General features: G+C 59.2%; 18 protein-coding genes. 6 read left to right on the top strand and 12 right to left on the bottom strand.

Going from position 1 to position 20,588, the window contains the following annotated elements:
* Positions 1-94 precede the first annotated feature (94 nt).
* The 11 genes from lpxD to rpsB form a co-directional block, all read right to left on the bottom strand.
* On the bottom strand, positions 95-1,150 hold the full coding sequence (gene lpxD / locus AC19YY_RS17960; protein ID WP_169955457.1) for a UDP-3-O-(3-hydroxymyristoyl)glucosamine N-acyltransferase: 1,056 nt from the start codon (positions 1,148-1,150) through the stop codon (positions 95-97).
* Positions 1,151-1,153: 3 nt separating this feature from the next.
* The gene (locus AC19YY_RS17955; protein WP_003219314.1) at positions 1,154-1,657 is read right to left on the bottom strand and encodes an OmpH/Skp family outer membrane protein; all 504 of its coding nucleotides are present in this window, start codon (positions 1,655-1,657) and stop codon (positions 1,154-1,156) included.
* Between the two features lie 45 nt (positions 1,658-1,702).
* Positions 1,703-4,090, bottom strand: coding sequence for an outer membrane protein assembly factor BamA (gene bamA / locus AC19YY_RS17950; protein WP_169955456.1), 2,388 nt, complete (start codon positions 4,088-4,090; stop codon positions 1,703-1,705).
* A 74-nt stretch (positions 4,091-4,164) separates the two neighbouring features.
* Entirely contained in the window at positions 4,165-5,517 is a 1,353-nt protein-coding gene (gene rseP, locus AC19YY_RS17945; RefSeq protein WP_169955455.1) for a sigma E protease regulator RseP, read from the bottom strand.
* 35 nt (positions 5,518-5,552) lie between these two features.
* Positions 5,553-6,743 (bottom strand): 1-deoxy-D-xylulose-5-phosphate reductoisomerase, encoded by a 1,191-nt coding sequence (gene ispC / locus AC19YY_RS17940; protein WP_170042924.1) that lies wholly within the window; start codon positions 6,741-6,743, stop codon positions 5,553-5,555.
* Positions 6,740-7,546 carry a phosphatidate cytidylyltransferase gene (locus tag AC19YY_RS17935; RefSeq protein ID WP_169955740.1) on the bottom strand — a complete coding sequence of 269 codons (807 nt, stop codon included), beginning with the start codon at positions 7,544-7,546 and terminating at the stop codon, positions 6,740-6,742. The genes ispC and AC19YY_RS17935 overlap by 4 nt, the downstream gene beginning before the upstream one ends.
* The gene (uppS, locus tag AC19YY_RS17930) at positions 7,546-8,301 is read right to left on the bottom strand and encodes a polyprenyl diphosphate synthase (RefSeq protein WP_169955739.1); all 756 of its coding nucleotides are present in this window, start codon (positions 8,299-8,301) and stop codon (positions 7,546-7,548) included. The genes AC19YY_RS17935 and uppS overlap by 1 nt, the downstream gene beginning before the upstream one ends.
* Positions 8,302-8,318: 17 nt before the next feature.
* The gene (gene frr, locus AC19YY_RS17925; RefSeq protein ID WP_169955738.1) at positions 8,319-8,876 is read right to left on the bottom strand and encodes a ribosome recycling factor; all 558 of its coding nucleotides are present in this window, start codon (positions 8,874-8,876) and stop codon (positions 8,319-8,321) included.
* On the bottom strand, positions 8,873-9,616 hold the full coding sequence (gene pyrH / locus AC19YY_RS17920; RefSeq protein WP_003172271.1) for a UMP kinase: 744 nt from the start codon (positions 9,614-9,616) through the stop codon (positions 8,873-8,875). The genes frr and pyrH overlap by 4 nt, the downstream gene beginning before the upstream one ends.
* A gap of 211 nt (positions 9,617-9,827) precedes the next feature.
* On the bottom strand, positions 9,828-10,691 hold the full coding sequence (tsf, locus tag AC19YY_RS17915) for a translation elongation factor Ts (RefSeq protein ID WP_003172264.1): 864 nt from the start codon (positions 10,689-10,691) through the stop codon (positions 9,828-9,830).
* A gap of 193 nt (positions 10,692-10,884) precedes the next feature.
* Positions 10,885-11,625, bottom strand: a complete 741-nt coding sequence (gene rpsB, locus AC19YY_RS17910; protein ID WP_029297291.1) for a 30S ribosomal protein S2 — start codon at positions 11,623-11,625, stop codon at positions 10,885-10,887.
* Positions 11,626-12,011: 386 nt separating this feature from the next.
* Here rpsB and map point away from each other — a divergent pair, with 386 nt between their 5' ends.
* The 5 genes from map (at position 12,012) to AC19YY_RS17885 (ending at position 18,330) form a co-directional block, all read left to right on the top strand.
* Positions 12,012-12,794, top strand: coding sequence for a type I methionyl aminopeptidase (gene map, locus AC19YY_RS17905; protein WP_032858167.1), 783 nt, complete (start codon positions 12,012-12,014; stop codon positions 12,792-12,794).
* Between the two features lie 67 nt (positions 12,795-12,861).
* On the top strand, positions 12,862-15,564 hold the full coding sequence (locus AC19YY_RS17900) for a [protein-PII] uridylyltransferase (protein WP_169955737.1): 2,703 nt from the start codon (positions 12,862-12,864) through the stop codon (positions 15,562-15,564).
* A gap of 146 nt (positions 15,565-15,710) precedes the next feature.
* Entirely contained in the window at positions 15,711-16,910 is a 1,200-nt protein-coding gene (gene dapC / locus AC19YY_RS17895; RefSeq protein ID WP_170042926.1) for a succinyldiaminopimelate transaminase, read from the top strand.
* Between the two features lie 192 nt (positions 16,911-17,102).
* Positions 17,103-17,552, top strand: coding sequence for a hypothetical protein (locus tag AC19YY_RS17890; RefSeq protein ID WP_500604608.1), 450 nt, complete (start codon positions 17,103-17,105; stop codon positions 17,550-17,552).
* A 58-nt stretch (positions 17,553-17,610) separates the two neighbouring features.
* Positions 17,611-18,330, top strand: coding sequence for a M12 family metallopeptidase (locus AC19YY_RS17885; RefSeq protein ID WP_170058329.1), 720 nt, complete (start codon positions 17,611-17,613; stop codon positions 18,328-18,330).
* Between the two features lie 15 nt (positions 18,331-18,345).
* Here AC19YY_RS17885 and AC19YY_RS17880 read toward each other — a convergent pair whose 3' ends face one another.
* Positions 18,346-19,986: a Na+/H+ antiporter gene (locus AC19YY_RS17880; RefSeq protein WP_170042929.1), complete on the bottom strand. Its 1,641-nt coding sequence runs from the start codon at positions 19,984-19,986 to the stop codon at positions 18,346-18,348.
* A 264-nt stretch (positions 19,987-20,250) separates the two neighbouring features.
* Between AC19YY_RS17880 and AC19YY_RS17875 the strand changes: the two genes are divergently transcribed.
* Complete coding sequence (locus AC19YY_RS17875; RefSeq protein ID WP_500604607.1) at positions 20,251-20,559, top strand: arsenate reductase; 309 nt, start codon at positions 20,251-20,253, stop codon at positions 20,557-20,559.
* Positions 20,560-20,588: the final 29 nt, after the last annotated feature.

The following is a 20,588-nucleotide window of genomic DNA, read 5'->3' as shown; positions in this document are numbered from 1 at the left end:
TAATAAAGATTGGGAGCGCGCGGACTAAGGCACGCCCCTCTAGCAAATCAAGAAGGCAGTCTAGCTGCTGTGCACACTTGATATGGAAATGGTATCAGCCATCTGATGAAACATTACTGCCAGGGGTCACGTCCCCAACACGCTTTTCCAGATGTTTCAGGCGCCGCGCCATGTCGTCGAGCTGCCTTAAACGGGCCGCGCTCTTGCGCCACTCGGCCGCGGGTTGCATCGCTGTACCGGAAGAGTAGGCCCCTGGCTCGGTAATCGAGTGGGTCACCATGGTCATGCCGGTAATGAATACGTTGTCACATATTTCAATATGGCCCACCAAGCCGACACCGCCGGCCAGCATGCAATGCTTGCCGATCTTGGTGCTGCCGGAGATGCCGACGCACGCGGCCATGGCCGTGTGATCGCCAATCTGTACGTTGTGGGCGATCTGGATCTGGTTATCCAACTTCACACCATTGCCAATCACCGTATCGGCCAAGGCCCCGCGATCGACAGCAGTGTTGACACCGATCTCCACATCGTCACCGATCAGCACACCGCCGACCTGGGCGATCTTCTGCCAGATGCCCTTCTCATTGGCAAAGCCGAAGCCTTCGCCGCCGATCACGGCACCCGACTGAATCACTACCCGCTGCCCGATACGCACATCGTGGTACAGGGTCACGCGCGGCGCGAGCCAGCCGCCTGCACCGATTTCGCTGCGAGCACCGATAAAGCAATGGGCACCAACAGTCACGCCGGCACCAATGCGCGCACCACTTTCGATAACCGCAAAAGCACCGATGCTGGCCGCAGGATCCACCTGTGCATCATTGGCAATGACCGCAGAAGGATGGATACCAGGGGCAGCCTTGGGTTTCGGGTCGAACAAGTGGGAAACCCGCGCGTATGCGGCATAAGGGTCGGCCACCACCAGCGCATCCCCGGCAAACGTCTCGGCGTCAGCGGCCTTCAGCAACACGGCTGCGGCCTGGCTGTCGCCCAGGTATTTACGGTATTGGGGATTTGCGAGGAAGCTCAACTGAGCTGGGCCAGCCTCCTGCAAGGTGGCTAGCCCAGTGATTTCCTTCTCCTTGGAGCCACGCAAGGTAGCCCCCAGGAACTCGGCCAATTGACCGAGTTTGATAGTCGCGGTCATGGCTTACTTCAGCTGGTTCATGCGCTCGATCACCTGGCGGGTGATGTCGTATTGAGGCTTGACGTCAATCACGGCGCCACGCTCGAAGACCAGGTCAAAGGCACCTTTCTTGATGACCTCTTCCACGGCGCTGTCGAGTTTAGGCTTCAGTTGCTTGAGCATTTCACGGTCAGCAACAGCCTTGGCTTCGTTCAGCTCCTTGGATTGGAACTGATAGTCACGGGCCTTTTGCTTGAACTCAAGCTCCAGACGCTCGCGCTCGCCTTGCTGCATTTTATCGCCACCGGCGACCAGGCGGTCCTGGATGCCCTTGGCACTGCTTTCCAGGGTCTTGAGCTTGGTCAGTTGCGGACCAAATTTTTTCTCGGCATCCACGGCGTACTTCTTGGCCGCATCGGATTCCAGCAGGGCCATCTGATAGTTCAGGACGGCGATTTTCATTTCGGCAAACGCCGGGGTTGCGACCAGCACGGTTGCCAGAAGAACCAATTGAGTCAACTTACGCACGATGCACTCCTACAGAATCCGTTGTCGTTATCTTGGGTCGGACGCTTAGAACGTCTGGCCGAGGGAAAATTGGAAAATCTGGGTTTCAGCGTTATCCGGTTTCTTGACTGGCATCGCCAAGGCGAAGCTCAACGGGCCCAGGGCGGTAATCCAGGTCACACCCACACCCACGGAACTGGCCAGATTGCTCAGGCTTACGTCGTTGCACTGGGTGTTGGACTTCAAGCCGCTAGGGTTACGGATCTGCTCGCACTTGGAGTCGAATACGTTACCCACATCCCAGAAGACCGAGGTCCGCAGGGAGCGCTGGTCCTTGACGAACGGCAGCGGGAACAGAATTTCCGCACCACCTTGGATCAGCACGTTACCACCGAACGGCAGCGGATCATTGTCAGAGTCACGCACGGTGCCGACGTTACCGGTTTCAGCAACACCACGGCTTGGCGTACCACGTGGACCCAGGGTGCTGTCCTTGAAGCCACGTACCGAGTTGAAGCCACCGGCATAGTAGTTCTCGTAGAACGGCAAGCCATCGGTCGAACCATAGCCATCACCATAGCCCAATTCCGTGTGCAGGCGCATGGTGTAGTTATCGCTCAACGGCGTGAACAACTGGCCACGGTAGTCGAGCTTGAAGAACGACAGGTCGCTACCTGGTGTGGTGGCTTCCAGGGTCAGGCTCTGGGAGTGACCACGGGTGGCCAGCACACCTTTGTTCAGGGTGGACTCGGACCAACCGGCCGAGGCCTTGAAGTTGAGGAACTTGTCACCTTCGCGGCGGGTGAAGTCGAAGATCTCATCGACGGTGTAGACACCGGTCTTGATCTCATCCTGCTGCGCGGTCAGGCCGAAGGTCAGACGCGAGGTCTCACTGATCGGGTAGCCCACGTTCACACCGGCACCCAGGCTGTCGATCGCATAGCTTGCAACGTCGACGTCGAGGTCTTTGTAGTCTGTGGTGCGGTAGAAGGCGTTGTAGCCCAGGCTCACACCGTCAGCTGTCCAGTAGGGGTCCACATAACCGAAGTTGTAGCGGCTCTGGTATTCGCTGCGGGTCAGGCCGATGGATACTTTGTTACCGGTACCCAGGAAGTTGTTCTGGGTGATCGAGCCACCGAGGATCAGGCCGGCACTCTGTGCAAAACCGACGCTGGCGGTGATCGAACCGGACGCTTGCTCTTCCACTGCGTAGTTCACGTCGACCTGGTCATCCACACCCGGTACGGCCGGGGTTTCGACGTTGACTTCCTTGAAGAAGCCCAGGCGCTCAAGACGGGTCTTGGACTGGTCGATCAGGTAGGTCGAAGCCCAGCCACCTTCCATCTGGCGCATTTCACGACGCAGCACTTCGTCCTCGGACTTGGTGTTGCCACGGAAGTTGATGCGGTTGACGTAGGCACGCTTGCCCGGATCGACGACAAAAGTGATGTCCACGGTGTGGTCATCATCATGTGGGGTCGGCACGCCGTTCACGTTGGCGAAGGTATAGCCTTCGTTACCCAGGCGACGGGTGATCAGTTCGGAAGTGGTGGTCATCAGCTTGCGCGAGAACACCTGGTCTTTCTGGACCAGCAGCAGGGACTTGACCTGGTCTTCAGGCACTTTCAAGTCGCCGCTGAGCTTCACGTCACGAACGCGGTACTTCTCGCCTTCGTTGACGTTGACGGTGATGTACACGTGCTTCTTATCCGGGGTGATGGACACCTGGGTCGAAGCGATATCCATGTTGATATAGCCACGGTCTAGGTAATAGGAGCGCAAGCGCTCCAGGTCACCGGAGAGTTTTTCACGGGCGTACTTGTCATCGTTCTTGAAGAACGACAGCCAGTTGGTGGTCTTGAGCTCGAACAGGTCGATCAGGTCTTCGTCGGCGAACTTGGTGTTACCCACCACGTTGATGTGCTGGATCGCCGCCACGGTGCCTTCGTTGATGTTGACCTTCAGGCCGACACGGTTGCGCGGCTGCGGCACCACTTCGGTTTCCACGGAAGCGGAGTAGCGGCCCTGGGCAACGTACTGACGTTGCAGCTCGTTACGCACGCCTTCGAGGGTGGCGCGCTGGAAGATCTCGCCTTCGGCCAGGCCGGATTGCTTGAGACCTTTCATCAAGTCTTCAGTGGAGATCGCCTTGTTGCCTTCGATCTCGATACTGGCGACAGAAGGTCGCTCGACGACAGTGATGACCAGGACGTTGCCTTCACGACCCAGTTGGATGTCTTGAAAGAAGCCGGTTTTGAACAGCGCACGAGTGGATTCCACCAGGCGACGGTCGTCAGCCTGTTCCCCAACGTTCAACGGCAAGGCGCCAAAGACGCTACCCGCGGAAACCCGCTGGAGGCCGTTGACGCGAATATCGGAGATGGTGAAGGACTCGGCGTGAACTTCGGCGATCATCAATACGGTGAGAACCGCAGTTAGCAGCAGACGTTTCATGAAGTCCTTTCTTATTCCAACTGGCAATAAACAAACTGCCGCAAAATGCGGCAGATTCGCAATTCAGCGAAGCGTTACAGACGTCCCAGATCGTTGACCAGGGCTAACAACATCACCCCAACCACCAAACTGATACCGATCTGTATCCCCCAACCCTGCACCCGATCCGACAAGGGGCGACCACGCACCCACTCGACGAGATAAAACAACAGATGCCCCCCATCCAGTACTGGAATGGGCAACAAATTCAGAACCCCAAGGCTAATACTCAGATAAGCCAGGAAATTCAGGAAATCAGCAACACCCGACTGGGCAGAAGCGCCCGCCACTTTAGCAATGGTTATCGGTCCACTCAAGTTTTTTACCGAGAGCTCGCCGAACAACATTTTCTTCAGCGAATCGAGGGTCAGTACGCTCATGGTCCAAGTGCGTCGTGCACCCTCGCCAATTGCCGCCAACGGCCCGAAGCTGACCTCTCGCACCATCGATGGCGGCCATTCGACACCTTTGACCCCCGCCCCCAGATACCCGCCGGCCGCCTTGGCCTCTCCGCGTACCGCAAGGGTAACAGGGACGTCGATTTGAGCACCGTCGCGCTCAACTTTCAGCACAATTTTCGTATCAGGACGTACACGAACCAGATCAACCACTTGCTGCCAGTCGCCCAGCGCCTGACCATCAAGGGCCAGCAAACGATCACCGGTCTTCAGGCCGGCAGCCTGGGCCGGCCCCTTGGGATCGAGCTCCGCCAGTACCGGCGGCAGCGCCGGACGCCATGGGCGAATCCCCAGGGACTTGATCGGGTCAGGCTCGTCAGCGCCCTTGAGCCACTTGTCCAGTACCAGTTCGCGCGGCGTCTCGGCCGTGGAGTCCTGCTCGCGCACCACCAGCTGTACGGTGCCACTCTCACCCAGGCGGCGAACCAACTGCAGATTGACCGCCCCCCAGCCTGTAGTCGGTTCACCATCAATAGCAACAATTTCCTGCCCGGCGCTCAAACCAGCCTTGGCTGCAATGCTGCCCGCCTCCACCGCGCCGATAACCGGACGCACCTGCTGGCTGCCCAACATTGCCAGGACCCAGAAGAACACCATGGCCAACAGGAAGTTGGCGATCGGGCCAGCCGCCACGATGGCAATACGCTGACGAACGGTCTTGCGATTGAAAGATTGGTCCAGTTGATCAGCCGGCACTTCGCCTTCACGCTCGTCGAGCATCTTGACGTAGCCACCCAGGGGAATGGCGGCAATTACGAATTCGGTGCCCTTGCGGTCGTGCCAGCGCAGCAGCGGCATGCCAAAACCCACGGAAAAACGCAGGACCTTGACGCCACACCGGCGCGCCACCCAGAAATGACCAAATTCGTGAAAAGTGACCAGCACACCCAGAGCAACCAGGGTGCCGACAATCATGTAGAGCGCACTCATCTAATCTCTCCGCATTCCAATCCCGCGCCTGCCGACTAACCTGCGTGGCGTTTCAACCATTGCTCGGCCAAGACCCGGGCCTTGGCATCCGCCTCGAATACGGCGCCCAAATCATTTACGGCAACCACCGGCTCGAGACTCAAAATTTCCTCGATGATACTCGCGATCTGTGGAAAGCGGATGCGCCGATCAAGAAACGCAGCAACCGCGACCTCATTGGCCGCATTCAACATAGCCGGAGCGCTGTTGCCCGCCTCTGCCGCCTCACGCGCCAGGCGCAGGCAGGGGAAGCGTTGGTCATCCGGCGCTTCGAAATCCAGGCGTGCGATGGCGAACAGGTCCAGGGGTGCAACCCCCGAATCGATCCGCTCGGGCCAGGCCAGGGCATTGGCGATTGGCGTACGCATGTCCGGGTTGCCCAACTGGGCCAACACCGAACCATCCACATAGTCGACCAGGGAATGAATCACGCTTTGCGGATGAATCACCACCTCGACCTGCTCGGCCCGAGCATCAAACAGCCAGCAGGCTTCGATCAGCTCCAGGCCCTTGTTCATCATGCTCGCCGAATCCACCGAGATCTTGCGCCCCATCGACCAATTGGGATGGGCGCAGGCCTGATCGGGAGAAACGTGCTCCAGCTCGGCCAATGGGGTCTGGCGGAACGGGCCACCGGAGGCGGTCAGCAAGATACGCCGTACGCCCACCTGGCTCAGGCCGCGGGCAAAATCGCCCGGCATGCACTGGAAAATCGCATTGTGTTCGCTGTCCAGCGGCAACAGCACCGCGCCGCTCTTGCGCACAGCCTGCATAAACAGCGCACCGGACATCACCAGCGCTTCTTTATTGGCCAACAGGATTTTTTTGCCCGCATCAACCGCTGCGAGGGTTGGACGCAAGCCAGCAGCGCCGACGATGGCGGCGACCACAGTATCCACTTCAGAGGCGGCGGACACCTGGCACAAGCCCTCCTCGCCGACCAATACCTCGGTCGACAGGCCCGCAGCCCGCAGGTCGTCCTGCAAACCACGGGCGGCAGTTGCATCCGGCACCACCGCGAACTGCGGCACATGCCGCACGCACAACGCCAACAGCTCGCTCAAGCGACTGAAGCCGGTCAGGGCGAATACCTGATAGCGCTCAGGGTGACGGGCAATCACATCCAGCGTGCTCAACCCGACCGAGCCGGTTGCTCCCAGCACGGTCACTTGCTGTAGGCGGCTCACGAAGCGGCCATCCACAACAGCACGGCAAACACCGGGATCGCCGCCGTCAGGCTGTCGATGCGGTCCAGCACGCCGCCATGGCCCGGCAGCAGGTTACTGCTGTCCTTGATGCCTGCCTGGCGCTTGAACATGCTTTCGGTCAGATCGCCAACCACCGAGATCAGCACCACCACCGCCGCACCGACCAGGGCCAGGAGGATTTGCTTGGCATCCCACTCGCGCACAACGCCAACAACCAGGGTGATCAGCAACGTCAACGCCAGCCCGCCGTACACCCCTTCCCAGCTCTTGCCGGGACTGACCGCCGGGGCCAGCTTGCGCTTGCCAAAGGCACGGCCGGAGAAGTACGCACCGATATCCGCGCCCCAGACCAGTACCATCACCGCCATGATCAACCAGTTGCCCAGGGCCATGTGCTTGATATAGACCAGGCCCTGCCAGGCCGGCAGCAGGATCAGCAGGCCGATCACCAGCTTGCAGGCGACGCTGGACCATTGGCTGCTGGTACGCGGGTAGGTCAACACCAGGAATGTCGCCAACGCCCACCACAGCACCGCAGCCCCGAGCACCCAGGGTGCGACATCCGGCAGGATGTACATCAGGAACAGCAACAACGCGACAACGGCGGCGTACACCACCCGCGGCAGTTGCTCGGCGAACCCTGCCAGGCGCGCCCATTCCCAGGCGCCCAGGGTCACGACCAGGCCAATGAACAGTGCAAAACCTGCGCCTTCGAGCAGGAAAAACCCGCACAGAGCGATCGGCAGCAGGATCAGTGCCGTGATGATTCGTTGTTTAAGCATTAAACCCGGGCTCCAGCTTCGATCTGCTCGCTCGTTTTACCGAAGCGACGCTGACGGGAAGCGAAATCGGCCAGCGCATTGCGCATGGCATCGTGTTTGAAGTCCGGCCAGAACAGGTCGGAGAAGTACAGCTCGGTATAGGCCAACTGCCACAACAGGAAGTTGCTGATGCGGTGCTCGCCACCGGTACGGATGCACAGGTCCGGCAACGGCAGGTCGCCAGTCACCAGGCAGGTTTGCAACAACTCGGGCGTGATGTCTTCCGGGCGCAGATGGCCGGCCTGCACTTCACGCGCCAGGCGCTGCGCAGCCTGGGCGATATCCCATTGCCCGCCATAATTGGCGGCGATTTGCAGGACGAAGCGGTTGCTGCCAGCGGTGATCGCCTCGGCTTCACGCATGGCCGCCTGCAGCTCCGGATGGAACCGCGAGCGATCGCCGATGATGCGCAAGCTGATGTTGTTGTCGTTCAGGCGCTTGGCCTCACGACGCAGGGCCTTGAAGAACAGGTCCATCAAGGCGCTGACTTCGTCGGCCGGGCGCTGCCAGTTTTCACTGGAGAAGGCAAACAAGGTCAATACCTCGACCTTGGCCTCGGCACACACCTCGATCACGGCCCGTACCGCATCGACACCCGCTTTATGCCCGGCGACACCTGGCATAAAGCGTTTTTTCGCCCAGCGATTATTCCCATCCATGATGATCGCGACATGGCGCGGCACCGCGGAGGGCACAGTCTGCTTGGTCTTTTCCATGAAAGCGTCCTGACCCCTTATACGGCCATCAGGTCCTTTTCTTTCTCTTCCGTGGCCTTGGTGATCATGGCCTCGGATTCCTTGGTCAGCTTATCGATATCGGCAATTGCACGACGCTCTTCGTCTTCGCTGATTTCCTTGTCCTTGACCAGTTTCTTCAGGTCACCCAAGGCATCACGACGGATGTTACGCACCGCAACACGGGCATCTTCCGCTGCGCTGCGCGCCTGCTTGGTGAAGCCCTTGCGGGTTTCTTCGGTCAGGGCCGGCATGGAGATCAGCAGCAGCTCACCCAGGTTGGTTGGGTTGAGGTTCAGGCCAGCGCTCTGGATAGCCTTGTCGACGGCAGCGAGCATGTTGCGCTCGAAGGCCACGACCTGCAGGGTGCGCGAGTCTTTCACAGTCACGTTGGCCACGCCGCTCAGCGGAGTGTCGGAACCGTAGTAAGGCACCATCACGCTGCCCAGGATGCTTGGGTGAGCCTTGCCGGTACGAATCTGGCCGAATGCATGGCTCAGAGACTCCAGGGATTTCTGCATACGCGCTTGGGCGTCTTTCTTGATTTCGTTGATCATTGTTGGCCTTCCTCGATCAGAGTCCCTTCTGCGCCGCCGTGTACGATATTCAGCAGGGCGCCGGGCTTGTTCATGTTAAATACGCGCAGCGGCATCTTGTGGTCGCGGCACAGGCAGATTGCCGTCAGGTCCATCACACCCAGCTTGCGATCCAGCACTTCATCATAAGTCAGATGATCGAACTTCTCGGCATGCGGGTCTTTGAATGGATCGGCAGTGTAGACGCCATCGACCTTGGTAGCCTTGAGCACTACGTCAGCATCGATTTCGATGGCACGCAGGCAGGCAGCCGAGTCAGTGGTGAAGAACGGGTTGCCGGTACCGGCGGCAAAGATCACCACCTCTTTGGCATTCAGGTGGCGCATGGCTTTGCGGCGATCATAGTGATCGGTCACGCCAACCATGGAGATGGCCGACATCACGATGGCCGAGATATTGGCACGCTCCAGGGCGTCGCGCATGGCCAGGGCGTTCATCACAGTGGCCAGCATGCCCATGTGGTCGCCAGTGACCCGATCCATGCCAGCAGCACTGAGTGCCGCGCCACGGAACAGGTTGCCACCACCGATCACCAGGCCAACCTGGACACCGATGCCGACCAGTTGGCCGACTTCCAGTGCCATGCGGTCAAGTACCTTGGGATCGATCCCGAACTCTTCCGAGCCCATCAGGGCCTCGCCGCTAAGCTTGAGTAGAATGCGTTTATAGCGAGCCTGATAACCACTGCCCTGCTGAGCCATTGCGAATCTCTCCTGCGGCGTATTTTTAAAAAATTCTTGGCGAGCCGTTTACGGCTTGCGTTCACTCTAGCTGGACGCTGTCACAGCGCCATCGGAACACGGCTTTGTAAGCCAGTTCCAAAGGGAAGCCAAATAAAATTGAGCCTCCCATTTGAAAAGAGGCTGCGCGCGTGAGCGGGCAGCCTCTCTTGGGCGACAGTTGAAAACTGTCTTATTGCTTGGCGGCAGCCAGCTGGGCAGCAACTTCTTCAGCGAAGTTGTCGACCGGCTTCTCGATGCCGTCGCCTACTTTGAAGTAGGTGAAGGAAACGATTTCAGCACCGGCTTTCTTGGCCAGTTCGCCAACCTTGATTTCAGGGTTCTTGACGAACGCCTGCTCAACCAGGCTTGCTTCGGCCAGGAACTTGCTGATACGGCCTTTGACCATGTTCTCAACAATGTTTTCTGGCTTGCCTTTGATTTTTTCTTCGTTCAGCTGCAGGAACACAGCTTTTTCGCGCTCGATCGCTTCGGCAGAAACTTCCGAAGGCAGCAGGAACTCTGGGTTGCTGGCCGCTACGTGCATAGCGATGTCTTTGGCCAGCTCAACGTTGCCGCCCTTGAGGACAACTGCAACACCGATCTTGTTGCCGTGCAGGTAACCACCAACCACGTCACCTTCAACACGTACCAGGCGACGGATGTTGACGTTTTCGCCAACCTTGCCGACCAGTACCAGACGATCAGCTTCTTGGGCTGCGATCAGCGGAGCGGCGTCAGTCAGTTTGTCGGCGAACGCTTTTTCAACGCTGGCAGCAACAAATGCCTTGAAGTCGTCTTGCAGGGCCAGGAAGTCGGTCTGCGAGTTCACTTCCAGCAGAACGGCGGATTTGCCGTCTTCTTTCAGAGCGATCGCGCCTTCAGCAGCTACGTTGCCTGCTTTCTTGGCAGCCTTGATCGCGCCCGAAGCACGCATGTCATCAATGGCTTTTTCGATGTCGCCGTCAGCCTTTTCCAGGGCTTTCTTGCAATCCATCATGCCTTCGCCAGTACGCTCACGCAGTTCTTTAACCAACGCTGCAGTAATTGCTGCCATTTTCAAATTCCTCTTGGATAGGTTTTCAACCATTCCACCCGACTTGTACGGGCGTTCAATTCTTCCCGAACCACCCTTGTTAACCGCTGCACGTTACAGATGCTGTAGCTGTGCCGCTCACAAATGGTTTTCGAGGTGGCAAAAAGGGGGCCAAGCCCCCTTTTTGCTTACTGAGTCAACGCCAGGGCGTCAATTACTCAGCTGCAGCGACCGGTGCTTCTTCAGCAGCGAACTCTACGGTGCCGCCGCCAACATTGTTGCGGCCACGGATTACAGCGTCAGCCATCGAACCCATGTACAGCTGGATAGCGCGGATTGCGTCATCGTTGCCTGGGATGATGTAGTCAACGCCTTCCGGGCTGCTGTTGGTATCGACTACGCCGATAACCGGGATACCCAGCTTGTTGGCTTCGGTGATCGCGATGCGCTCGTGATCAACGTCGATAACGAACAGTGCGTCAGGCAGACCGCCCATGTCCTTGATACCACCCAGGGAACGATCGAGCTTTTCCAGGTCACGGGAGCGCATCAGCGCTTCTTTCTTGGTCAGCTTGGCGAAAGTACCGTCTTCGGCTTGCACTTCAAGGTCACGCAGACGCTTGATGGAAGCACGGATGGTTTTGAAGTTGGTCAGCATACCGCCCAACCAGCGGTGATCGACGTACGGCGAACCGCAACGTGCTGCTTCTTCAGCAACGATCTTGCCAGCGGAACGCTTGGTGCCGACGAACAGAATCTTGTTTTTGCCCTGGGCCAGGCGCTCTACGAAAGTCAGAGCTTCGTTGAACATTGGCAGGGTTTTTTCAAGGTTGATGATGTGGATCTTGTTACGCGCGCCGAAAATGTATTTACCCATTTTCGGGTTCCAGTAACGGGTCTGGTGACCGAAGTGCACACCGGCCTTCAGCATATCGCGCATGTTGACTTGGGACATGATAGTTCCTTAATAAGTCGGGTTTGGCCTCCACGTATCCCAATGACCAACCAGCGGCTTCAAGGCCTCCGGCACCCAGGTCATCGTGTCGACACGTGTGTGGATTTAAGCTTTGCGGGGTATCCCCGGAAAGCGGCGCATTTTATACCACAGCAACGACAAAAACGAAACCCGCAATCGCATTTGCTTGCCGCCACCGCCACCCAAGCCATTGAATCGGGTGAAAATACCCACACCTTATAGAGAGAAGCGATAGCCAGACACTCATGGTTTGTACCTTGCGTCTGTTAGAATCGCGTTTTTTGGGCTTGTGCGAACGCTGCACCTTTTTGTCGCACGCCCGTAAACCGTATTGATTTCAGCGCGTCGCGCTAGAGAGAGCCTGTATGACCGTTACCCTGAAAACCGCCGAAGACATCGCAGGCATGCGCGTTGCCGGCAAACTGGCGGCCGACGTGCTGGAAATGATTGCCGAACACGTCAAGCCTGGCGTCACCACTGAAGCCCTGGACCGCATCTGCCACGACTATATTGTCGACGTGCAGAAAGCCATCCCCGCGCCGCTGAACTACAAAGGCTTCCCCAAGTCGATCTGCACCTCGATCAACCACGTGGTCTGCCACGGCATCCCAGGCGACAAGCCGCTCAAGGACGGCGATACCCTGAACATCGATGTCACGGTGATCAAGGACGGCTACCACGGCGACACCAGTCGCATGTTCCACGTCGGCAACGTCCCGGTGTGGGCCGAGCGCCTGTCCCAGGTCACCCAGGAATGCATGTACAAGGCCATCGAGCTGGTCAAGCCCGGCTGCCGCCTGGGTGATATCGGCGAAGTGATCCAGAAGCACGCAGAAAAGAACGGTTTCTCGGTGGTCCGCGAATTCTGTGGCCACGGCATCGGCAAGGTGTTCCACGAAGAGCCGCAGATCCTGCACTACGGCCGCGCCGGCACCGGCATGGAGCTCAAGGCGGGCATGACCTTTACCATCGAGCCGATGATCAACCAGGGCAAGGCCGACACCAAGGTGCTGGGCGACGGCTGGACCGCCATCACCAAGGACCGCAAGCTCTCGGCGCAGTGGGAGCACACCCTGCTGGTCACCGAGACGGGCTACGAGATCTTCACCCTGCGCGCCGATGACACGATCCCTCGCGTTTCGGCCTGATGCTTGCAGCGGGCTTTCCAGATAGCGACGTTGTGACCTACACCTAGATAGAAAGGAAAGCCGATCGATGCCCCAGGTGGATCCCGAACTCTTCGACCGAGGCCAGTTCCAGGCGGAACTGGCGCTGAAGGCAAGCCCGATTGCCGCCTTCAAAAAGGCCATCCGCCAGGCCCGCGAGGTGCTCGACGGGCGCTTTCGCAGCGGCCGGGAGATTCGCCGACTGATCGAGGATCGCGCCTGGTTCGTCGATAACATCCTGCAAAAGGCCTGGGAACAGTTCGACTGGAGCGAAGACGCCGACATTGCCCTGGTGGCCGTCGGCGGCTATGGCCGGGGCGAACTGCACCCCTACTCCGATATCGACCTGCTGATCCTGTTGGACAGTGCAGACCATGAGATCTTTCGTGATTCCATCGAGCGTTTTCTGACGCTGCTGTGGGACATCGGCCTGGAAGTCGGCCAGAGCGTGCGCTCGGTGGCGGAATGCGCCGAAGAGGCCCGCGCCGACCTGACCGTGGTCACCAACCTGATGGAAAGCCGTACCATCTGCGGCCCCGAGCGCCTGCGCCAGCGCATGCTGGAAGTCACCAGCACCGCACACATGTGGCCGAGCAAGGAGTTCTTCCTGGCCAAGCGCGCCGAGCAGAAAGCCCGGCATCACAAGTACAACGACACCGAATACAACCTGGAACCCAACGTCAAGGGCTCGCCCGGCGGGCTGCGGGATATCCAGACCATCTTGTGGGTAGCCAGGCGCCAGTACGGCACCCTGAACCTGCGTGCCCTGGCCGGCGAAGGCTTTTTGGTCGAGAGCGAAAACGCCCTGCTGGCCTCGTCCCAGGAGTTTTTGTGGAAGGTGCGCTACGCCCTGCACATGCTGGCCGGACGCTCCGAAGACCGCCTGCTGTTCGACCACCAACGCTCCATCGCCGCCCTGCTGGGCTTCGAGGGCGAAGACGCGAAGACCAGTATCGAAAGCTTCATGCAGCAGTACTACCGGGTGGTCATGAGCATCGCCCAGCTCAGCGACCTGATCATCCAGCACTTTGAAGAAGTGATCCTGGCCCCGGAAGACGAAGCGCCGCCGCAACCGATCAACGCGCGCTTCCAACTGCACGATGGCTATATCGAGGCGCGCAACGACAACGTGTTCAAGCGCACGCCATTTGCCATGCTGGAAATTTTCGTGCTGATGGCCCAGCAACCGGAAATCAAGGGCGTACGCGCCGACACCATCCGTTTGCTGCGGGAAAACCGTCACCTGATCGATGACGAATTTCGCCATGACATCCGCAATACCAGCCTGTTTATCGAGCTGTTCAAGTGCAAGATCGGCATCCACCGCAACCTGCGGCGCATGAACCGCTACGGCATCCTTGGGCGCTACCTGCCGGAGTTCGGCTTTATTGTCGGGCAGATGCAGCACGACCTGTTCCACATCTATACAGTCGACGCCCACACCCTGAACCTGATCAAACACCTGCGTAAGTTGCAATACACCCAGGTGTCAGAGAAATTCCCGCTGGCCAGTAAGCTGATGGCCAGGCTGCCCAAGCCTGAGCTGATCTACCTCGCCGGCCTTTATCACGATATCGGCAAGGGCCGGCACGGCGACCATTCGGAAATCGGCGCGGTGGATGCGCAAGCCTTCTGCCAGCGTCACCAGTTACCGCAGTGGGACAGCCGCCTGATCGTCTGGCTGGTACAGAACCACCTGGTGATGTCCACCACCGCCCAGCGCAAGGACTTGTCCGACCCGCAGGTGATCCATGATTTTGCGCAGATCGTCGGCGACGAAACCCGCCTCGACTACCTGTACGTACTGACCGTCTCCGACATTAACGCCACCAACCCGACCCTCTGGAATTCGTGGCGCGCCAGCCTGTTGCGCCAGCTGTATACCGAGACCAAGCGCGCCTTGCGCCGGGGCCTGGAAAACCCGGTGGACCGCGAAGAACAGATCCGCCGCACCCAGAACGCGGCCCTGGATATCCTGGTGCGTGGCGGCAACGACCCGGACGATGTGGAGCAACTCTGGTCGCAGTTGGGCGACGACTATTTCCTGCGCCACACCGCAGGCGACGTGGCCTGGCACACCGACGCGATCCTCCAGCAGCCGGCCGACGGTGGCCCGCTGGTGCTGATCAAGGAAACCACCCAGCGTGAATTCGAAGGCGGCACGCAGATATTCATCTACGCCCCGGACCAGCACGACTTCTTCGCCGTGACCGTGGCTGCGATGGACCAGCTCAATCTGAACATTCACGACGCCCGGGTCATTACGTCCAGCAGCCAGTTCACCCTCGACACCTACATCGTGCTCGACACCGAAGGCGAGTCCATCGGCGACAACCCCGAGCGGGTGAAAAAGATCCGCGCAGGCCTGACCGAAGCCCTGCGCAACCCCGACGACTACCCAACCATCATCCAGCGCCGGGTGCCGCGCCAGCTCAAGCATTTTGCCTTTGCGCCCCAGGTGACGATCCACAACGATGCCCAGCGCCCGGTGACCGTACTGGAACTCAGCGCGCCGGATCGCCCTGGCCTGCTGGCGCGGATCGGCGGGATTTTCCTGGAGTTTGACCTGTCGTTGCAAAACGCCAAGATTGCCACCCTGGGCGAGCGGGTCGAGGACGTGTTCTTTATCACCGATGCCGATAACCAGCCGCTGTCCGACCCTGAACTATGCCGCCGCTTGCAGGACGCCATCGTTGCGCAATTGAGCGTGAACCAGGAGCCTGGCGCGGAGTTATCCAGAATAACCATTTGAGTTGAATTTAATTTCCCTGGGGGTGCGGACCTTGTAGGAGCTGGCTTGCCTGCGATGCGGGCGGCGCGGTGTATCTGGTACACCGAGGCGATGCCATCGCAGGCAAGCCAGCTCCCACAGGGCCGTGCTCAACGATAGAGGCCCCGATGAACAACGCCCTGAACCAACTGCAGCCCTACCCGTTCGAGAAACTGCGAGCCCTGCTGGGCAGCGTCACGCCGAACCCGGACAAACGCCCGATTGCCCTGTCCATCGGCGAACCCAAGCACAAATCCCCGGATTTCGTCGCCCAGGCCCTGGCCAACAACCTTGACCAGATGGCGGTGTACCCCACCACCCTGGGCATCCCCGCCTTGCGCGAGGCGATTGGCACGTGGTGCGAACGGCGTTTCAACGTGCCCAAGGGCTGGCTCGACCCGGCGCGCAATATCCTGCCGGTCAATGGCACTCGTGAAGCGCTGTTCGCCTTCACCCAGACCGTGGTCAACCGCGGCGACGATGCCCTGGTGGTCAGCCCGAACCCGTTCTACCAGATCTACGAAGGCGCAGCGTTCCTCGCCGGGGCCAAGCCGCATTACTTGCCGTGCCTGGATGAAAACGGCTTCAACCCGGATTTCGACGCGGTCTCGCCTGACATCTGGAAGCGTTGCCAGATCCTGTTCCTGTGCTCTCCCGGCAACCCGACCGGCGCACTGATCCCGGTCGACACCCTGAAAAAACTGATTGCCCTGGCCGACCAATACGACTTCGTGATCGCCGCCGACGAGTGCTACAGCGAGCTGTACTTCGACGAGCAAACCCCACCTCCGGGCCTGCTCAGCGCGTGTGTCGAACTGGGTCGCCAGGACTTCAAGCGCTGCGTGGTGTTCCACAGCCTGTCCAAGCGCTCCAACTTGCCGGGCCTGCGTTCCGGGTTTGTGGCCGGGGATGCCGAGATCCTCAAGGCCTTCCTGCTGTACCGCACCTACCACGGCTGCGCGATGCCGGTGCAAACCCAACTGGCGAGCATCGCCGCGTGGCAGGACGAAGCCCATGTACAGGCCAATCGCGACCTGTACCGGCAGAAATTCGACGCCGTGCTGGCGATCCTCAAACCGGTACTGGACGTACAGAACCCGGACGGGGGCTTCTACCTGTGGCCCAACGTTGAGGGCGATGATGCCGCGTTCTGCCGCGACCTGTTCGTGGAGGAACATGTGACCGTGGTGCCGGGCTCGTACCTGTCGCGGGAAGTCGAGGGTTTCAATCCAGGAGCTGGACGGGTGCGTCTGGCCTTGGTTGCGCCATTGGCCGAATGCGTCGAGGCGGCCGAACGAATTCGCGACTTTATCCAGCGCCGTCGTTGAAACACGGGGCCGCTCCCACCTCGGGGGCGGCCAACATTCGCCCACCTTTGGTAATTAGTTGCACTCCAGGCCCACCTCGACTCATACGCAGAAATAATTACTGCGGAACTACTCCGGCTAAATTCCCACTTTGTAGAGGCAACAAACTTTACAAAGAGCCTTCGCCTTTCTTACGTTGGCGCCGGAGTGCCTATGATCGCAAACCCAAGTTCAACCCCTTTCCCATTTCCTAGCCTGAGCACAAACGATACCGCCCCGAGCAATTCTTCAATAACAACAACCCATCCCGACAGCCCGTTAAAGTACGACCCCGCCCCTATTATTATCAAGCTTAATAACTTTGGAAAAAATGAGCTTTTTACAAAGTTAAGCGCCAGCAACTCAATCAAACTAACGCCCTACGATAAGAACTCCGTCATGCACGACCATCTCCCCGCAAAACATATGGCGGACGGAATAACCAACAGCGAACCCTACGAACTTTCATCCAGCGAAAAGTATCTGGCAGACAGCCTCTTCCCGCCCAAAAACAGTTCCTTGCGCCAGGCATTCCTCATCACTGACCAACGTGGTTCGCTCTCAACTTACGAATGGGCCCTGGCCGCCCCGCAATCGTCGTCGCCGCAAGAGCAATCGGAGTAGGTGCTTGAAGCCCTTTTCATCTCATCACTATCTGACAACCGCCCCATGAGTAGAGTCCATGAGCCAAGTAACCCCGTTATTCCCCAACGTCCCTATCCAACAATTCGCACCCTCCAGCGACAACTCGCCGGCCGACCGTACAGCACGCAACAAAAGAGGTGTCGCAGACAGCTCAAAACGCTGGTCGCCCGGCGTTATAACGGTGAGCCTGGACCTGGCAAACAAGAAAAGCCAAGCCCTGGTCATCGATGCACTCAAGGAGTGGGCCCATCACACGCCCGGCCTGCAGTTTGAAATCGTCGAGGGCAAACGCGGCGATATTCGTGTCTCCGACGACGAGGGTTTTACCGGCAGTTGGTCGGTCATCGGTACCGACGCCTTGCTGGTCGATGAAGACCAGCCCACCCTGCACCTGGACCGAACCGATAACTCCAAGCAGTTACGCACTCATGCCTTGCACGAATTCGGCCATGCCCTGGGCTTACTGCATGAACACCAGCACCCGCAAAGCACCTTGGATTGGGACGAGCAGGCGGTGCGTGACTATTTCGTCAGTGAGCGTTTCCCTGCAGAACTGGTCCAGGAACAAATACTCGACCCACTCACAGGTCCCGACGTGCAGAGCACAGCCTACGATCCACAGTCTGTGATGCATTACCCCTTTCCCGCACACTTGAGCCGCAAGGGGCATGGCACCTCGGAAAACTTCTTTCTGTCGCCGGGTGACCAGGAGGCCATCAGGAGGCTATACCGGCCGAATATCCCCGGGGTGAGCTGACGGCACCGCACAGGCCTACTTCTGCGTGCCCAGGTTGGCTTCGCTCATATCCAGGTCCGCCAGCACTTCGCGCAGCACGTCATCACCAATCTGGTGGTGACGGCTCAGGCTATACAATTCCAGGCGTTGCGCGCGCAGGGCCTTGAGCCGCAGCTTGCGCTCCAGTTGATCCATCTGCAGCGCCAGCGCCTGGGCTTCGGCCGAGTCATTGAACACCTCCAGTTGATGGCGATACTCCGACATGATCCGCGCCTTGAGCTCCGCTGCCAGCGCAGCCTGGGCCGCGTCCAGGGGCGCCTCTGCCGCCTCCTCAACCTCAAGGGCATGAATCGCGGCCTCGGCGGTTTTCCTCCAGGCATCGCGCACCTCGCCGCGGCGCTTGTCATCCGGACTCTTCTCGATGCCCCGCAGCAACAGGGGCAAGGCAATACAGGCGGCCACCAACGACAACAGGATGACCCCGGCGGCAATGAAGATCAGCAGGTCGCGCTCTGGAAATGCCTGGCCGGGGGCGAACAGCAACGGCACCGACATCACACCGGCCAGGGTCACCGCCCCGCGCACCCCGCCGACGGTCAATAGCCAGCAGGATCGGGCCGTTGGCACCAGGGTCAGCTCGCTTTTGCCGCGCAGGCGGCGTAGAAGGCCGGACAGGCGCCAGATGCTCTGCACCCAGATAAACCGCAGCACCAGCAGCACCAGGAAGATCGCGATCACGTCCAGGCAGCGATAGAACAAGGTCGGCCACAGCATGCTTTCGTGGCTGGTCACCGCCTTGATGATGTCGGGCAATTGCAGGCCCAGCAGCAGGAAGATCAGCCCGTTGAAGGCAAACTCCAGCAGTGACCAGACACTGCGATTGAGCAAGCGCGTACTGGTCTGGCGTGGCAGCAGGTCGAGCCAGCTCTGCATCATGCCCGCCGCCACCGCCGACAAAATCCCCGACGCCCCCAGGCGCTCAGCCAGCACATAGGCGGCAAACGGCAGCAGCAACATAAACACCACGTGGGTCGCCGGGTCATCCCAACCCCGGGCAATCATCCAGGCCCGCAAGCGCCCCACCAGCCAGCTCAGGGCCACACCGATGGCCAGGCCACCGAGCGCCACCAGCACAAACGTAAGGCTGGCATCGGCCAGGGAAAACACTCCGGTCAACGCCGCCACCAGGGCGAACTTGAAGGTCACCAGGCCCGACGCATCGTTCATCAGGGCTTCGCCCTGGAGCATATGCATCAAGGGCGTGGGCAGGCGGTTCTGGGAAATTGCCGACACCGCCACCGCGTCTGTCGGCGATAAAACGGCCGCCAGGGCGAAGGCCACCGGCAGCGGAATACTCGGCAGCAACCAATGGATAAAGTAACCGGCGCCCACCACGGTAAACAGCACCAGCCCCACCGCCAACGTCAGGATCGGCCCGCGCAGACGCCACAATTCACGCTTGGGCATGCGCCAGCCGTCGGAGAACAGCAGCGGCGGCAGGAACAGGAAAAGAAACAACTCAGGGTCCAGTGCCACGTGCAGCCCCAGGGTTGGCCACGCCAGCAAGGCACCAGCGGCAATCTGCACCAAGGGCAACGGCAACGGGATAACACGCCCGACCAGACGCGAAACGCTGACCAGCATCAGCAGGATAAGAACGGTGTAGGCGGTTTGCATAAAGCGGGGTTCCTGGACAATCGACTTGCAATGACACACTTGAGGCAACAACGCGCCTTTGAAGTGCCATATTAGCTGCCTATGCTGCTGGCAGGCTTTTGCACATAAGTCGCACCTCGTACCCTAAGGAGTGACGAGCGGCACCGAAACTGTTTTGTCGTGGCATAATCCGTGATCGTTTGTTTCCAGCAGCCCAAAGGGGGCAGTTCCTTGACCGATTCAAGCAAAACATTGCACCTTTTCGGCATCAAAGCCTGCGACACCATGAAAAAGGCTCGTACCTGGCTCGATGAAAATGCCATCAGCTATGAGTTTCATGACTACAAGACGGCCGGTATCGACCGCGAACACTTGACCCAATGGTGCAACGAGCACGGTTGGCAGGTGGTTTTGAACCGTGCAGGCACGACCTTTCGCAAACTCGAAGACGAACGCAAAGCCGATCTCGACCAGGCGAAAGCCATTGAACTGATGCTCGCACAACCCTCGATGATCAAGCGTCCAGTGCTCGATCTCGGTGACAGAACCCTGATTGGCTTCAAGCCAGAAAGTTATTCGGCGGCCCTCAAGTAGGCCAGCCACTTCATTTTTGTAGAGGTAAC

It is taken from the genome of Pseudomonas sp. MF09156 (genome assembly GCF_059862305.1).
The sequence above is the reverse complement of the archived record's forward strand: the minus strand, read 5'-3'. Positions and strand labels throughout refer to the sequence as shown.

Bases quoted from the DNA above. Each gene is read 5' to 3' on its own strand.
- lpxD (WP_169955457.1), bottom strand. From the start codon at position 1,150: ATGACCGCGACTATCAAACTCGGTCAATTGGCCGAGTTCCTGGGGGCT.
- bamA (WP_169955456.1), bottom strand. From the start codon at position 4,090: ATGAAACGTCTGCTGCTAACTGCGGTTCTCACCGTATTGATGATCGCC.
- rseP (WP_169955455.1), bottom strand. From the start codon at position 5,517: ATGAGTGCGCTCTACATGATTGTCGGCACCCTGGTTGCTCTGGGTGTG.
- AC19YY_RS17935 (WP_169955740.1), bottom strand. From the start codon at position 7,546: ATGCTTAAACAACGAATCATCACGGCACTGATCCTGCTGCCGATCGCT.
- uppS (WP_169955739.1), bottom strand. From the start codon at position 8,301: ATGGAAAAGACCAAGCAGACTGTGCCCTCCGCGGTGCCGCGCCATGTC.
- frr (WP_169955738.1), bottom strand. From the start codon at position 8,876: ATGATCAACGAAATCAAGAAAGACGCCCAAGCGCGTATGCAGAAATCC.
- pyrH (WP_003172271.1), bottom strand. From the start codon at position 9,616: ATGGCTCAGCAGGGCAGTGGTTATCAGGCTCGCTATAAACGCATTCTA.
- tsf (WP_003172264.1), bottom strand. From the start codon at position 10,691: ATGGCAGCAATTACTGCAGCGTTGGTTAAAGAACTGCGTGAGCGTACT.
- rpsB (WP_029297291.1), bottom strand. From the start codon at position 11,625: ATGTCCCAAGTCAACATGCGCGATATGCTGAAGGCCGGTGTGCACTTC.
- map (WP_032858167.1), top strand. From the start codon at position 12,012: ATGACCGTTACCCTGAAAACCGCCGAAGACATCGCAGGCATGCGCGTT.
- AC19YY_RS17900 (WP_169955737.1), top strand. From the start codon at position 12,862: ATGCCCCAGGTGGATCCCGAACTCTTCGACCGAGGCCAGTTCCAGGCG.
- dapC (WP_170042926.1), top strand. From the start codon at position 15,711: ATGAACAACGCCCTGAACCAACTGCAGCCCTACCCGTTCGAGAAACTG.
- AC19YY_RS17890 (WP_500604608.1), top strand. From the start codon at position 17,103: ATGATCGCAAACCCAAGTTCAACCCCTTTCCCATTTCCTAGCCTGAGC.
- AC19YY_RS17885 (WP_170058329.1), top strand. From the start codon at position 17,611: ATGAGCCAAGTAACCCCGTTATTCCCCAACGTCCCTATCCAACAATTC.
- AC19YY_RS17880 (WP_170042929.1), bottom strand. From the start codon at position 19,986: ATGCAAACCGCCTACACCGTTCTTATCCTGCTGATGCTGGTCAGCGTT.
- AC19YY_RS17875 (WP_500604607.1), top strand. From the start codon at position 20,251: ATGAAAAAGGCTCGTACCTGGCTCGATGAAAATGCCATCAGCTATGAG.